General features: G+C 62.3%; 16 protein-coding genes and 2 pseudogenes. 9 read left to right on the forward strand and 9 right to left on the reverse strand.

Features of this window, described 5'->3' with window-relative positions:
• Positions 1-67: 67 nt before the first annotated feature.
• From EI171_RS08890 to EI171_RS08905, 4 genes and pseudogenes are all read right to left on the reverse strand, one after another.
• Positions 68-1,297, reverse strand: a complete 1,230-nt coding sequence (locus EI171_RS08890) for an MFS transporter (protein WP_161533129.1) — start codon at positions 1,295-1,297, stop codon at positions 68-70.
• A complete protein-coding gene (locus EI171_RS08895; RefSeq protein WP_161533130.1) occupies positions 1,294-1,962 on the reverse strand; it encodes an HD domain-containing protein in 669 nt (222 codons plus the stop codon). Before EI171_RS08895 ends, EI171_RS08890 begins: the two co-directional genes overlap by 4 nt.
• Positions 1,963-2,037: 75 nt before the next feature.
• Positions 2,038-3,027: an NADP-dependent oxidoreductase gene (locus tag EI171_RS08900; RefSeq protein ID WP_202633119.1), complete on the reverse strand. Its 990-nt coding sequence runs from the start codon at positions 3,025-3,027 to the stop codon at positions 2,038-2,040.
• 204 nt (positions 3,028-3,231) lie between these two features.
• Positions 3,232-3,588: pseudogene (locus EI171_RS08905) on the reverse strand (DNA ligase); the annotation flags it as partial.
• Positions 3,589-3,705: 117 nt separating this feature from the next.
• Here EI171_RS08905 and EI171_RS08910 point away from each other — a divergent pair.
• Both EI171_RS08910 and EI171_RS08915 read left to right on the forward strand, forming a co-directional pair.
• On the forward strand, positions 3,706-3,891 hold the full coding sequence (locus tag EI171_RS08910) for a DUF3606 domain-containing protein (RefSeq protein ID WP_028133503.1): 186 nt from the start codon (positions 3,706-3,708) through the stop codon (positions 3,889-3,891).
• Positions 3,892-3,943: 52 nt separating this feature from the next.
• Positions 3,944-4,450, forward strand: a complete 507-nt coding sequence (locus tag EI171_RS08915; protein ID WP_161533131.1) for a hypothetical protein — start codon at positions 3,944-3,946, stop codon at positions 4,448-4,450.
• 34 nt (positions 4,451-4,484) lie between these two features.
• Here the strand turns inward: EI171_RS08915 and EI171_RS45415 are convergent, their stop codons facing one another.
• Positions 4,485-4,697 (reverse strand): hypothetical protein, encoded by a 213-nt coding sequence (locus tag EI171_RS45415; protein ID WP_246740470.1) that lies wholly within the window; start codon positions 4,695-4,697, stop codon positions 4,485-4,487.
• A 203-nt stretch (positions 4,698-4,900) separates the two neighbouring features.
• Here EI171_RS45415 and EI171_RS08920 point away from each other — a divergent pair, with 203 nt between their 5' ends.
• Positions 4,901-5,032, forward strand: coding sequence for a hypothetical protein (locus EI171_RS08920; RefSeq protein WP_309248096.1), 132 nt, complete (start codon positions 4,901-4,903; stop codon positions 5,030-5,032).
• Positions 5,033-5,057: 25 nt separating this feature from the next.
• On the opposite strand, the gene EI171_RS08925 is transcribed toward EI171_RS08920, so the two are convergent.
• Positions 5,058-5,987 (reverse strand): 3'-5' exonuclease, encoded by a 930-nt coding sequence (locus tag EI171_RS08925; protein ID WP_161533133.1) that lies wholly within the window; start codon positions 5,985-5,987, stop codon positions 5,058-5,060.
• A 188-nt stretch (positions 5,988-6,175) separates the two neighbouring features.
• Between EI171_RS08925 and EI171_RS08930 the strand changes: the two genes are divergently transcribed.
• The 4 genes from EI171_RS08930 to EI171_RS08940 all read left to right on the forward strand — a co-directional run bounded on the left by EI171_RS08930 (position 6,176) and on the right by EI171_RS08940 (position 9,552).
• The gene (locus tag EI171_RS08930; RefSeq protein WP_161533134.1) at positions 6,176-7,102 is read left to right on the forward strand and encodes a Ku protein; all 927 of its coding nucleotides are present in this window, start codon (positions 6,176-6,178) and stop codon (positions 7,100-7,102) included.
• A gap of 40 nt (positions 7,103-7,142) precedes the next feature.
• Positions 7,143-7,799: a phosphoribosylanthranilate isomerase gene (locus EI171_RS08935; RefSeq protein ID WP_063921564.1), complete on the forward strand. Its 657-nt coding sequence runs from the start codon at positions 7,143-7,145 to the stop codon at positions 7,797-7,799.
• Between the two features lie 108 nt (positions 7,800-7,907).
• The gene (locus EI171_RS44615; RefSeq protein ID WP_011090735.1) at positions 7,908-8,114 is read left to right on the forward strand and encodes a hypothetical protein; all 207 of its coding nucleotides are present in this window, start codon (positions 7,908-7,910) and stop codon (positions 8,112-8,114) included.
• A gap of 100 nt (positions 8,115-8,214) precedes the next feature.
• On the forward strand, positions 8,215-9,552 hold the full coding sequence (locus tag EI171_RS08940; protein ID WP_161533135.1) for an adenylate/guanylate cyclase domain-containing protein: 1,338 nt from the start codon (positions 8,215-8,217) through the stop codon (positions 9,550-9,552).
• 37 nt (positions 9,553-9,589) lie between these two features.
• Here the strand turns inward: EI171_RS08940 and EI171_RS08945 are convergent, their stop codons facing one another.
• The 3 genes and pseudogenes from EI171_RS08945 to EI171_RS08955 form a co-directional block, all read right to left on the reverse strand.
• Positions 9,590-9,877, reverse strand: coding sequence for a DUF1330 domain-containing protein (locus EI171_RS08945; RefSeq protein ID WP_049831911.1), 288 nt, complete (start codon positions 9,875-9,877; stop codon positions 9,590-9,592).
• A 181-nt stretch (positions 9,878-10,058) separates the two neighbouring features.
• Positions 10,059-10,316: pseudogene (locus tag EI171_RS08950) on the reverse strand (hypothetical protein); the annotation flags it as partial.
• Positions 10,317-10,498: 182 nt separating this feature from the next.
• Positions 10,499-10,984 carry a lipocalin-like domain-containing protein gene (locus tag EI171_RS08955; protein ID WP_161533136.1) on the reverse strand — a complete coding sequence of 162 codons (486 nt, stop codon included), beginning with the start codon at positions 10,982-10,984 and terminating at the stop codon, positions 10,499-10,501.
• A gap of 332 nt (positions 10,985-11,316) precedes the next feature.
• Between EI171_RS08955 and EI171_RS08960 the strand changes: the two genes are divergently transcribed.
• Both EI171_RS08960 and EI171_RS08965 read left to right on the forward strand, forming a co-directional pair.
• A complete protein-coding gene (locus EI171_RS08960; protein WP_161533137.1) occupies positions 11,317-12,114 on the forward strand; it encodes an MBL fold metallo-hydrolase in 798 nt (265 codons plus the stop codon).
• A gap of 201 nt (positions 12,115-12,315) precedes the next feature.
• Positions 12,316-12,825 carry a lipocalin-like domain-containing protein gene (locus EI171_RS08965; protein WP_161533138.1) on the forward strand — a complete coding sequence of 170 codons (510 nt, stop codon included), beginning with the start codon at positions 12,316-12,318 and terminating at the stop codon, positions 12,823-12,825.
• Positions 12,826-12,873: the final 48 nt, after the last annotated feature.

Here is a 12,873-nt window from a genome sequence, read left to right on the forward strand (position 1 = left end):
ACCAAGATGCAGGGCCGAGCTGATGAGCGATGGTGACGCTTCCGATGTGAAGCCATCGCCGTCGCCATCAGTTTCGCCCTGATCTGCTGCCGCCGCTGAGCAGCACCGATAACAGCGCGGCCAGACCGAATCCCGCAGCCGCCCAGCCGAGCCGCTCCATCGCGCCATTGGCAATGACGACAGCTCCCGCTGCGGCACCCATCGCGCTGCCCAGGTAGATCGCCGAGGAATTCATCGAGAGACTGATCGGCGCGAGTGCCGGAGCCAACCCCACCAGCCGCGCTTGCTGCGCCGTTATGAGCCCCCAGCTGGCCAAACCCCAAATCAGGATGGCTGGCAGCAGGACCGGCATTGCCCGCGCCGGCCCGAGTGCCGCGCTGAGCGAGAACGCAAGGTAGGCCACCAGGGCAAGCCAACCAGCAACGATCGCGATCATGCGCGCGCCCCAACGGTCCGCCGCGCTGCCGCTGAGCTGGGTGCCGACCGCGCCGGCCAGGCCAAAGCCCAGCAGGACCGGCGCCAGGGCCTGCGAGCCAAGGCCAGCGACGCTGGCTATGAAGACACTGAGATAAGTGTAGACCGTAAAGGTGCCGGCGACGGTCAGCACGTTGGTCACAAGCACGCCCAGGATATCGCGACGCTTGGCCAGCGCCAGACGCGCACCCAGGCCGGCCGTGACGCCAGGCCGTTGGCACGGCAGCCGGGTGAGAATCCCGAACAGTGAGAACACCGCCAGCCCCGCCACACCGAAGAAGGTGGCGCGCCAGCCGAAACCCTGCCCCACCAACACGCCCAACGGCACGCCGCCGATGATGGCCAGGGTCAACCCGGTGGTGATAGCGGACAGGGCGCGGCCACGCCGCCCCGGACCGCCCAGTGCGGCGGCATATCCACTGGCCGCCGGCATGAAGCTTGCTGCGGACAGGGCCAACAGCAGCCGCGCGGCCAACAGTGCGGCGTAGCCTGGCGCCAGCGCGGCGAGCAGGTTGCCCAAGGCGAAGCCGCCCATGGCGACGACCAGCAGGCGACGCCGCTCCAGCCCGGCGGTCAACACGGCCATGACCGGCGCGCCGATGGCATAAGCGAGGGAGAAGGCGGTGACCAGATGACCGGCGGCGGGCAAACCGACGTTCAGGTCTCGCGCCAGGGCCGGGAGCAGCCCGGCGATCATGAACCCCTCGCTGCCGATGGCAAAAGCGCCGAGCGTCAGCCAAATGAGAGGGGCCAGCGAACCGGTGGCGGTAGCTTGCGCGCGATCGGGCTTCAGTTCCTGGAGCACAGGACAGGCCAGTGTCATGTTCTTGAGCCTTGGGATGGCGAATCCGGAAAGGGCGAAGCAGCGATCAAGTCGCAGGCATTCGGGCTCTTGAAGCCCGGGATGAAACGTTCGCACACGGCGGCGTTGACGGTGCCATACGTCGTTGCGGGCTTGTGCGCAAAGCCGGCGAAATACTCCTGAATGAAGCCTTCTTTGAAGTTCGTGCGCGGGTACTTGGCGACGATTTCCTCGCGCAGCTCCGCGGGAAATTGATCGAATCCCACCCCGATGACATCGAGAAGCACACCGGAGTTGAGAAGCGCCACTTCGGGGCCCATATGCTTCGGGATGCCGGGGGTGGTATGCAGCGCGATTGCTTCCCAGACGGTCTGCACCTGATCTTCAGCGATGTTGTGAGTGTTAAGAAACTGTCGGGCCGCATTTGCGCCATCAACCTCGAAGCGCTCGTCCGGACTCGAGAACTTCTTAATCAGGCCGAGATCGTGAAATGCGGCAGCGACGTAAAGGAGCTCACGGTCGAAGCGCAGATTCCTCTGGCGACCCTGCTCAACCGCGAACAGGTAGACGCGGATCGAGTGATTAAAGAGCAGATCGGTGGAATGTTCGCGCAGGATATCTGTCGCCTCTTTCGCGAGTAAGGAATCGGGAATGACGAGAGCATGGGCGAGAGTTGGGGTTGTCATCGTTGCGTCCTTTCAAGAGTTACTGTGGAGCTTGGCCGCGCGTTACGCGCGAGCGCAGCTACGAAACTAAGTTGATCAACTCGCTCCGACGTCGAGCACGATCTTTCCTTTCGGCTGAGGCCGCAGGCGTTCCAGCATCAAATGAGCCTCGCGCGCATCTCCGAGGGGTAAGACTGCCCCCACGTTTGTTCGCAACTTTCCATCATCGATCAAGCGACCGATCTCCATCAGATATTGGCTCGTGACGTTGACCAAAAAGAAGGCGGCTTCAACACCGTAGCGCTTTGCAAGATCCTGATCCGGGCGGGACACTGCCGAAATCAGCTTGCCGCCGCGACGAAGGACCTGGAATGAGCGTTCTTGAGTTTCGCCGCCGACTAGATCAATAACAGCGTCCGCGTCCTTCACTTCTTTCTCAAAGCGCTGGGTTCGGTAATCAATCAAGGTGTTTGCGCCGAGGTCGCGCACGGCGGAAATATCGCCCGTCGATACGGTTGCGACGGTTTGCACACCCGCGCGACGGGCCAGTTGAACCGCATAGGATCCAACGTTGCCGGCCGCCCCGTGAACAACCACCGTTTGACCTGCTTTGAGCTGGGCGTGATCAAACAACGCCTGCCATGCGGTGACGGCAATGACAGGAACGGAGGCGGCTTCAACGTGGGTCAGCGAGCTTGGCTTATTAGAGACCATGCCCGCAGAAGCGAGAGCGTACTCGGCGTAGGCCCCGACAAACTGCGGATTCGTAATACCATAAACCTGATCTCCCACACGCCGTTCGGAGACTCCGGGACCGATCGAGACGATTTCACCGGAGAGATCCGAGCCCAGAGTGAGGGGGAGTGGTTGCGGCAAGGCGCTCTTCCCGGCCCTGATCCAGCCATCCCATGGCCCGACCCCAGCGGCTTCGACTTTGACCAGCACCTCGCCAGGACCGGGCTTGGGTCGTGCCACCGGCTCGAACTTCATGACCTGTGGCGGCCCAAACTCGTGCACGCGCCAGGCCATCATTGTCGAATGAGTTCGCTCTTCACCAACCTGAGAAACGATGCTGCTGGGGGTCATCACATTCTCCTTGCGCTCAGCTCGTCACCATTGCCGACGACCGTTCGTCGGATTGTGCTGAAGTTGCTTTCGCCGGCCGATCCGAAGGCGACGCCTCGCTTATCCGTATATCGCAACCACTCGTGCCCCCGACAACGAACACGATCCTGCGGATCAGGACAGCCGTACGTCGTTTCCTGACAAGGACCGTCGGAGCCCTCACGGCAGTAGAAGGGTCGACCTGCCTTTCAGTTCGTTCTGAAGGACCGAGAAGTCCGTCGTGCCGTCCGCGGCGGGGACCACGATTTCGCCGTCCACGATCGCCGACCCGGCCTTGATGTGCCAGGCGTCGTCGGCGACCTTCTTGAAGCGGTTGGTCCAGTCGTGACCGCGGCGGGTGAAGACCTTCACGGCTTCGTTGGCCAGATGGACCTGGACACGGTAGCCGTCGAACTTGATTTCGTGAATCCATCGCGCTCCGGACGGCACCTTCTCGATCGACGATGCCAAGGCCGGTTCTACGAAGCCGGGGAACGGCGCCTTCACGCCGATCGCCGCCGGTTTACGCCGCTGAAACGCCACGCAACGAACTCCAACGCAACAACCTGCGGACTCAAGCCGGGCCGGCAGGATTCGTTTCCGGAACCCGCGAATCCTTGCGGCGTTGCATCGTCATCAAGTTCGCAAGAGGAGGAGCCGATGGCGGCAGCGAAGAAGAAGACCGCGCGTGGACGCAAGCAGGACCGGGCACGCGTCGCCAAGGGACAGGACTACGAAGTCCGCTACGAAGCGAAGAAGACCGGCCGCTCGGCCTCGGCGGTGAAGAAGGCCGTCAAGAAGGTCGGCAATTCTCGCAAGCGCGTCGAGAAGCGTCTCGGCCGCTAGGTCGCCACAGATCCGGCCGGATAGCCTGACGCAGTTATCGAGAGTGCGAGCGATGACTGGCGAGCCGAAGCCGCCCAGGTCAGCGAAGAAGCGCCGCCGCAAGCTGCGCGAGGAGATCGTCGACTACGTCGTGGCGATCGAGGGATGGGATTGGGGCTACTCGTTTGCGCTCAACAGCGAGCGGCAGCCGATCGACCCCTACGACGAATTCCGCCACTTGCAGGTCAAGGGGCGGCTGTTGCGGCCGTCGGAGCAGAAGACCGAGAGGGCGGAGATCTCGCTGCTCCCTTCGTCCGACCTGGAAGAGGAGCGGCGCGGAGACTTGCGCCCCATCGCATTGGGGGCGCTGCACGTCACGCAGGCCGCGATCTTGGGCAACATCGGAATCCCGCGGGACGCGCTGACGCCGATCCTGCAGATGCTGATCGCCGGCAGATTCAATTACGTCCTGATGCGGGGCAGCCGATTCCGGCATCGCAGCGCCAAGGTGAGCAGTCTGCGGCTCGAGACGGCGCTGACCGAAGACGATGTGGCGCTCGGAGAGGAGTCGGTGGCCTGACCCTGCCGCGAAGGCTTTCTCCGCCGCTCGCGTGTCAGGCCTCGCCGGGCCCGGAGAAGATCGAGGTTGCGGGCGTCGTGCGAGGCAGGGGAAGCGGGCGCTCGGGCGGGGAGGATCGCAACGCCTGGCCGCCCTTCGCATCATACCGCTTCGCCAGGTCGAGGAGGCGTCTCCGGGTGAATGGGTCGGCTCTTTCGGCAATGGTCCGGACCCAGTGCGCGAGACCCCGATAGAATTCCTGCTCCATGGCGCACCCCACCCACGACATCACTCCTCAGATTTGAGTTGCCTGCACTCGGGGAGTCAAGCGGCGCAGGCGCGGAGGTCTGAAAACTATCCAACGTGCCTTGTACCGACGCCTCAGGCGGGCCTAAGCTGCCGGCGGCAGGAAAATTCGACATGACGGTGCTGCACCCGATCCGGAAGGCGTGTCCGGCCTGCGGAAGGCCCATGAAACTCGTCAAGAGCGACGCGGGCCCCGGCAAGGAGCGCTATGTCTGTCCGGTTTGCGACGACGATCCTTTGCACGACCCTGCCGCTCGCAAGTGGGTGGATAGCCCGTTGAAGCCACCTGCGGACTGAGCTCTCCGTCAGCCGGGAACGGTAGTTAGATGCGGCTGGAGAACCGGGTGAATGCGGTCAGCCTCTGCACGGTTGGCTCGACGTCCTGCATGTAGATCTCGGTCCGGAGGAACGCGATCTCGTCGTCGAGGGCGGTCTCGTCGACGTCTATGAACCAAGACTTGGGACGTCCGTCGCTGCCATCATTCCATCGATAGCCGCGGCGCTTCAGCGAGTCCTTGAGCTCGAAGGCGGTTTGCTCCGCCCAGACTCGCATTGTCGGTTTTCGGGCGGTCTCCAGCAGCAGGGCCAGCGCCGGCGAGCCCGTCGTCGGCAGTTCGAAAGCGAGCACCTCCAGTAGGGCATGACAGTCGTCGATCGCCCGGTGCGCCTGGTGGAAGTAGCCCGCGCCGTGCAGCAGATAGCCGAGCTGCGAGCCGGCGAAACCGTGTTTGCGCCAGTCGATCTCGCTCATGCTGCAGCCCCAGGCCATCCGCTCGAAGACCGACCAGTAGCGCTCCGCGAACTTCCTGTCGAAATTACTGTTATGTGCGATCGCGATGAGCGCCCCGTCGACGAATGCGTTCACGGCGGCATCGTCGAATTTGCGTCCCGCAACCATGTCGTTGGTGATGCCGGTGAGCGCCGTCACTTCCGCGGAGATCGGCGCACTGGGCTCGTTGAAAGCGGAGAACGTGTCTCTGATGCCGACGATGCGGCCGTCGGGCGTGTAGTCGAACTTGACCATCCCGAGCTCGATGATTTCGTCGCTGCGGCAATTTAGGCCGGTCGTCTCGGTGTCGAGCAGGATGCCGGTCCTGACCTCTTGCCCCACAGTCGGAATGTAGCTCGGTCGGGCAACCAAGCGCCGCAGGATCCGGTAGTCGGGTGACCGGCTCAATGCCTCGGCCATTGCGGCCAAGTCCGCCGGGTCCGGAGTATGCTCGTTTCTGAGGGGCTGGGTCAGCGCGTCCATGGGTCCACAGTACCGGCCAAAAGCTCCAGGAGGTACCTGGAAAACAAGCGATTCACGACGTTTTCGGACGTGCCCGGGGGCGCTGCGGGCAGATGGCCAATTTTCCTGTTGGCGGGCCCGGAGCATGTCGGAACCGGCAGGCTCCGTTCGTCTTGAATCCAGCACCGTCCCTCCGGAGTACCGCGTTCATGGCCCCCCGCGCCAACTGGAAAGGCTTCCTGCGTCTGTCACTGGTGACCTGTCCAGTGGCCCTCTATCCGGCGACGTCCGAGTCCGAGAAGATCTCCTTCAACCAACTGAACCGCGCGACCGGCCATCGGATCAAGTACCTGAAGGTCGATGCGGACACCGGCGACGAGGTCCCCAACGAGGACATCGTTAAGGGCTACGAACTCGACAAAGGCCAGTACATCGAGGTCTCCAAGGAGGAGCTCGAGGAGATCGCGCTGGAATCCACGCGCACCATCGAGATCGACGAGTTCGTCGACAAGGCCGACATCGACCCGCGCTACCTGATCCGCCCCTACTACGTCCGCCCGGACGGCAAGGTCGGTCACGACGCGTTCGCCGTGATCCGCGAGACCATCCGCGAGATGGACAAGGTCGCGATCGGGCGGGTCGTGCTGACCAACCGCGAGCACATCATCGCGCTCGAGCCGATGGACAAGGGGCTCGTCGGGACGCTGCTGCGCTACCCTTACGAAGTGCGCTCCGAGCAGGAGTATTTCGACGAGATCCAGGACGTCAAAGTGACCAAGGACATGCTCGATCTCGCCAGGCACATCGTGAACCAGAAGGCCGGCCGGTTCGACCCCGAAAAATTCGAGGACCACTATGAGACCGCGCTGATCGAGCTCATCAATCAGAAGCGCGCCGGCAAGCCGATCACGCCGAAGGAAAAGCCTGCCGCGACCAACGTGGTCAACCTGATGGAGGCGCTGCGTCGGAGCGTTGGTCAGGAGGCGGCGCCGGCGAAGGCCGGGAAGCCCGCTAAGAAGCCGCGGAAGGCTGCTGCGGGCCAGAAGGAGATGCTGATGTCGATTGCCGGCAAGAAGCCGGCGAAGGATGCGGCGGCGAAAAAGCCGGCGGCTGGGGCGAGGCGCAAGTCGGCCTGATCTTCCATCTCATCTGCCCAGTCAGAGTCGCTGTCGAACAATGCTGACGCAGATCTACGAAGTCGCGACGCCCGCCGAAGCCGAAGCAATATCCGCAATCGGCGTCGATCATGTCGGCGTGCTTGTCGGGGATGGCGCTTTCCCCCGGGAGCTTCCGGTTTCCGAAGCGGCCGCGGTTATGGAAGCTATCAGGGGGCCGTCCGTACTCTCGGCGCTGTTCCTCTCGCCGGATGTCGCGATGATCGAACGGATGGCCAGGGAGCTCCGCCCGCCTATCGTGCACCTCGGTGCTTCGAATGAGTTGCTTGCCCCCGACCATGTCTCGGCTCTCCGAAGGTCTTTGCCAGGTGTCAGGTTCATGCGTAGCGTACCGGTGACAGGACCCGAGGCGCTGCAGGTGGCGCGCGCCTACGATGGAATTGTCGAATGGATCCTGCTTGATAGTCATCGCGTTGGCGATCCTCAAATCGGTGCGCAGGGCGTCACGCACGATTGGAGCATCAGCCGAACGATCGTCGAGACCGTTCGGACTCCGGTAATACTCGCCGGCGGGCTGGGGCCGGACAATGTCAAAGAGGCTATCCGGTCGGTACAACCTGCCGGCGTGGACTCAAAAACGAAGACCGACAGCGAGGGCACCCACTCGAAAGACCTAGTGAAGGTCCAAGCTTTCAATCGCGCCGCGAAGAACGGCTGATCGCTCTTATCCAAATTGGGCGAGCTGACGGGCGTGGTACTTCCCGAGCCATAGGATCACGGCCCCAGTTTCTGCGGCGGCCCCGGATTCCTACGGTGCCATCGACGCGTGATCGTTTACGATCTGCGATTATATTTCCGCGCGATGGAGACCGAGTACGACCCCGAGCATGAGGCAGTTGCGGCGATGAAGCTCGCCGCTGAAGCCGATGGAGCCGAACGGCAGAGATGGATCAACGCTGCGCTGGCGTGGATTGAACTCACTCGCCTGCGGGTGTCCGGCCGCGAGCGCAGCGGGGCGGAAGAGACGGTCTAGTCACTTGCCAACGATCCCGCCTCGGATGCTCGCGCCCCAGTTGATCTCATCCACGATCTGACCAATACTCAGTTCCCGCAACGTCATAGCGGGGCTGGCCATGGCTGAACTTGCATTGCCCGAGACGCAATATGCGCAGAGCGGCGATTTCAGCATCGCCTACCAGGTCATGGGCAGCGGCCCTGTCGACATCATCCTGGTCCCTGGCATCATCTCGCATATCGATTACCAGCATGAGCTGCCCGGCTACACGCAAATCCTCCGCCGGATGGCCCGGTTCTCGAGGGTCGTCACTTTCGACAAGAGAGGACAAGGCCTGTCCGACAGGCTTGCCGATGTGCCTTCGCTCGAGGACCGCATCGACGACGTCCGGGCGGTGATGGACGCAATCGGATCGCGGCGGGCCGTGTTGGTCGGTTTCTCCGAGGGCGCTTCCATGAGCGTTCTGTTCGCGACGACCTATCCAGATCGCGTCTCCCACCTGGTTCTTTTCGGCGGCCTTGCCCGCATCGCCGACCTGTTTCCGCCGAGCTTTTCCCCTGCAGAGGCCGATGAAAGGCTGGCGAACCTCGTCAAGCGCTGGGGCAGCGGAAGCTTTCTCGCGAACGTATTCGCGAGCGAGGCCTCCAATCCGGACGCGGCCGCGCGCATTGCGAAGTTCGAAAAGCTGGCGTGCAGTCCGGGCGCCATCAGGTCCTACATAATTTCCAATCGCCGGATAGACGTGAATGCCATCCTTCCGTGTGTCCGCGCCCCGACCTTGCTTCTGCATCGGGCGACCGACGCCCAAGTGCCGGTAGCGCTGGGCCGTAAGATGGCGGCGGGAATACCCGGGGCGAAGTACATCGAGTATCCGTCCGGAGATCACGCATTCTGGACCGGGGACACCGAGACCCTGGTCGGCGACATCGAGGAATTCGTGACCGGCCATCGCCAGGCGGGCGACACCGATCTCGAGCGCATTCTCGCGACCGTCATGTTCACCGACATCGTCGACTCCACGCGGCAGGCGGCCGAAATAGGCGACCAGCGGTGGCGGGGCCGCCTCGACGAGCACGACGCGCTTGCGCGTCAGTTCATCGATCGGCATCGAGGCAATCTGGTGAAGACCACCGGGGACGGCGTGCTCGCCACCTTCGACGGGCCCGGTCGTGCGATCCGGTGCGCGCTGTCGTTCAGCAGTGCCGCCCGTCAGATCGGCTTGCCGGTACGCGCTGGTCTGCATACTGGCGAGATCGAGATGCGGGGCAGCGACATTGGGGGCATCGCCGTCCACGCGGCGGCCCGCGTCATGTCGCAATCCGCGCCAGACGAGGTGCTGGTTTCGCGTGTTGTGACCGATCTCGTCGCGGGCGCGGGACTGCGGTTCAGCGAGCGCGGCTCGTACGAATTGAAGGGGCTGCCGGGCAAATGGGATCTGTTCGCGGCCACCGGTTAGCCTCTGCGCCCGCCACCAGCCACCTGTCGTCCACGGATCAGGCGCCGGGAAATGCCCAGATGTTCATGGTGGCTATACCCTCGCGCAGCTTCTTGATCGGAACGTAGTCCGGCGAGTTCCAGAACGCGTGGATCGCCTCCATGTCGGGAAACTCGAACATGACGACCGGGCGCTGATCGTGTTCGCCTTCCAGCACCTCCACCTTCGCTCGTCTGGCTACAAGCTTTCCGCCAAAGCTGGCTATGAACGGCACGACGGCCTGCACGTATTTCTGGTACTGCGCTTCGTCCTTGATGGTGTTTTGGACAATGAAATAGGCGGGCATAATCAACCTCTCGCGGCAATGATGCTGAGAGCAGAAGACGTGCAGCCTAGCATGCTTCTTGGGGCTCGTCCCACTTGTAGTCCCTTGTCGCAGATAACTGGAGACTGCCAGCGGCGAACTCATCCTGGAAGCGCGTGACGGCTGAACCTCTGAAGGTGCAGCTGCGATTGTCGTCAATCGTCGGCAGCGCACTCGGGCAAGTGTCCCCGATCGAGTCCAGCACGTCCCTGATCTCCGCGAGCGCCGCTTCCGGAGAAATGCCGTCCGGTGGCTTCCGCCTTGCGATATCCAACGCGCGCTCGCGCGCATGCGGATCCGCTCGGTCCCGCGCCCAGCCATGCTCCTCGCATTCGTGGATGGCGCCTGACTCCTGCAGCACGCCGATCGCCCACCCGCGAAGAGTCCGGATGGCCGGCCGTCTTTCCTTCGTCATCAGCATCGAGATCACTCCTGCCAAGACGAATCCTTCGGACCGCCGGCTCGTTCCTGGCGGTTAGCACGGGGCAGGGATTCGCGTTCGGCAGGGCTCCGGCTTGTCCACCTGTTCCTGTAGGGGCAAAGCGGACTTACTTTTCGTTGAATCACGCTGCTAAGGGGTGCGCAACTTCGAGCTTGTCCGCCTTAGCGCTCGCGTTCCCATTCCAGTGTTCCCACGACTTTCTTGCCCGGATAGACGGCGCTGATTTGTTCGGCCGTTCTGAGGCTCAGCTTGTCCCCTTCGAGCTTGAAGAATCTGACTTGGTCTTGACCCGTTAGAAGCTCATTCCACGAAATGTCGACCTTGGTCGTAAACCTGTCGCCCTCTATTGTGAACTTTCCGGTGTAGGCAAGAAGACTCTTGAGCAGGGCTGCCGACTCCGCATCGTTGGTCGCCGGCTTGCGATTTGCCGCGGTAATGATGAACGCGACGTGCCCGTCCGGCGTAAAAACTGCCCGCCCTTTCGGATCCTGGCCCATCGGTTCGGTGAGCTCGCCGCCGATAATCTGAATGGTCCAGGCTGTGAGTTTCCAGCTACCTGCGAGTTGCCCTGCTGCATCGTCCGCGAGAAGCAACGCGGGCTGCAGATAGCAATAGGCGGCAAAGGCCAAGGCAAGGAGACGCACCACGTTGTCCTCCTTAAAAGTAGATCGTGCTCAACTTTGGCAGATTAGCCGAACCCCCCAAGACCCGCGATACCCTTCGGGCGAGATGTCCGATGCCCGAAACCGCCTTGTACAGCGCACGTTCTCGTTGATATGCTGATCGTCCAACGAGGAGTAGCGAACGATGTTCGATATTTCGCGCCGCGACCTCACTTGGCGCAGCAGGTGCCTGCGCCGCGTTTGGACTCGATAAGCCGATCACCTTTGTCGACGCGGCTTACGCTCAACAGTCCGTCACTCAACCTTTCCGCAAATACAAGGTCGGCGGCATTGAGGTCTTCTCCCTGATCGATGGCATGCGGGAGGCGCCGCTGCGCGACGGTATGGTCAGGAATGTCAGCGCCGACCAAGTGAAGACCGTGTTGCGTGGTGCCGGTTTTCCCGAGAATCAGGCGCCCGTGCGGTTTATCGTCATGGCGCTCAAGCTGCGCGACCAAGTGGTCCTGATCGACGCGGGTACGGGCGGTCATTCGATTTATGGCGAGGGGAATGGCCGGTTATTCGAGAGCATGGCGGCGGCGGGCCTTGACCCCAAGGCAGTCAAGACGATCCTCATCTCCCATCTCCACGGCGACCACATTTATGGCCTCATGAACAATGAAAGCGATGCGCAGGTCTTCCCGGATGCCGACATCGTAGTGCCCGCTGCGGAATTGAAATGGTGGACGCGCCCAGGGGTCGAGTCACTCGATCTCGGACCGACGCGCAAGGGCCTCGCGCGGCGCATTCAGGCTACCGTGGCGACTTGGAAAAACGTCAGGACATTTGAGGGAGAACCTGAACTCCTGCCTGGCGTGCACGCAATTGAGGTGCCCGGCCATAGCCCGGGAATGGTCGCGCATCTCGTCGCTTCCGGCGGCGAGCAGTTCCTGATCAGCGCCGACGTGGTCAATCTTGCGCCCCACATTGCAACACATCCCGAGTGGCAGCTCTCGATCGATCAGGATCCGCAAATGGCGGTGGAAACGCGAAGGAAGATCTTCGATCGCGCGGTCGCCGACAAGCTCACCATTTCGGGTACTCACTGGTTGATGCCGAACGTCGGCACGCTTGCCAAGGATGGCAACGGCTACTTATTCGCAGCCAAGGGGTGACATCCCCCGTGGCACTAAGCCATGGCTACGCGACGACGACTGCAGCCGGTAGCGGGCGAACCGCTCGGCACGTCAGGATGCTTCTGGCCCTTGGCAAGAAGCAGCCAGCACTTTGAATAGCTGGATGAAGGATTCAACCGGCGTGGCCGTGCATGGTACCGTGCAGGCGTCTGGTCGAGACTATTGCCTAGGGATGGACCGATGACTTTGCGTGCAATTTTCGCCGCGTGCGCGATTGCGGCTTCTGGATTTATCATGATGACAGTCGACGCGATCGGGCAGAAGCAATCGTTGAAAGATCAACTGGTCGGTACGTGGACGCTGCTGTCGTGGGAGCAGAAGAAAAGCGACGGCACCAAGATCGAGCGTTATGGGGCCGCTCCGAAGGGCATCGCTTTCTTCGACGTGGATGGGCACTACATCATCACGGTGATGCGATCGGATCGAGCCAAATACGCGAGTAATGCCCTGTGGCAGGGCACATCCGAGGAGAACAAAGAGACTGCGGACGGCACGATAACCTACTTCGGAACGTATTCGACGAACGAGGCAGATGGCAGCATCGCGATCCAGGTCGAAGGCAGTTCGTTTCCCAACTGGAATGGCACGCAACAGAAGCGCTTCGTCGCGGTTGCGGGAGATCAACTGACGCTGACTGTTCGTCCTCCTGCGGGAGACGTAGTCGACGTGATCTGGAAAAGAGCGAAGTGATCCGACAAGTGGGCAATCGGGCCGTAGACATGCGGCGACGCCCCCGGT

It is taken from the genome of Bradyrhizobium sp. LCT2 (assembly GCF_009931255.1).
Taxonomy (GTDB): Bacteria; Pseudomonadota; Alphaproteobacteria; order Rhizobiales; family Xanthobacteraceae; genus Bradyrhizobium; species Bradyrhizobium diazoefficiens.